The organism is Mycoplasmopsis agalactiae 14628 (assembly GCF_000266865.1).
GTDB lineage: Bacteria > Bacillota_I > Bacilli_A > Mycoplasmatales > Metamycoplasmataceae > Mycoplasmopsis > Mycoplasmopsis agalactiae_A.
The window spans coordinates 1-1,032 of the sequence record NZ_AJPR01000017.1; the positions used below are offsets into that span (position 1 = coordinate 1).

The following is a 1,032-nucleotide window of genomic DNA, read 5'->3' on the forward strand; positions in this document are numbered from 1 at the left end:
CAAGCAGATAATAATCTCAATGTGTTTTATTTACATACAAAGCAAATATAGGCCATAACAGTGGCCTATATTTTTTAGTTTTATTGCCTCATCATTTTTTTATATAAACTCACCGCTTTTGATATTTATTAATAGATTTATAAAGCATTTTTAAGGCTATTTTATAGTCTTTAAAGAAAGGATAAATTTATGAAAAAATCAAAGTTTTTGTTGCTTGGATCAGTATCATCATTAGTGGCAATTCCTTTTGTAGCAGCTAAATGTGGTGATACTAAGGAAGATGAAAAGAAGCCAGCTGAAACTACTCCAGGCAATCCTACTGAAACACCAGGCGGAAGTCAAAATAATCCAGGAGGAAATCAAAATCCAGGAACTGAAGGCGGCAGCAATCAACAAGGCAGTGAAATAAATGTTAAAGCTTTAACAGATAAAATACATTCAATATGAGGCTTAGCTCTAAAATTTGAAGACCGTTTACAAAACTCATTCAAGAAAGGAGATTCATATCAGTCTGTAGTAGATAAGATTGCATCAAAACTAAGTGATAAAGAAAAAGAACTTATCAAGTTGGCTTCTGAGGGCGATAAAAACAAAACACTTGGTTTACAAGCAAAACAAAAAATAAAAATTAAAATTGGAACTGAAGAATTAGAACTTGAGTTTGGAAAAGTGGCTGAAGCAATTAAGGCTGATGGCGCAGAGGAAAAAAAGAAGAAAGAATTAGAAGAAAAGAAGAAGAGAGAAGCGGATGAGAAAAAAGCTAAGGAGTTGGCTAAAGCATTTAAAAATGAAGAAACTCCAGAAGAAAGTGATGAACATACTCCTTCAAAATTTCACAAATATGAAGATATTGTGAAATTTGAAAAATCTTCATTTTAAAAAATCAATTAAAAGTAAATATACAGCAACAACAAAAATATTGTTGCTTTCATATGCATTTAAAAACCAAAAGCCGGAGCGGCCTTTGGTTTTGTTTTTTGGATTTATGTCTAATAATTAACAATTTTATCTTGAACTACCTCTGTTTCTTTG

At 31.2% G+C, this 1,032-nt stretch carries 1 protein-coding gene; it reads left to right on the top strand.

What is annotated here, in order from left to right; all coding sequences use genetic code 4:
* Window positions 1–189: 189 nt before the first annotated feature.
* Window positions 190–879: a variable surface lipoprotein gene (locus MAGB_RS04080; RefSeq protein ID WP_004024512.1), complete on the top strand. Its 690-nt coding sequence runs from the start codon at window positions 190–192 to the stop codon at window positions 877–879.
* Window positions 880–1,032: the final 153 nt, after the last annotated feature.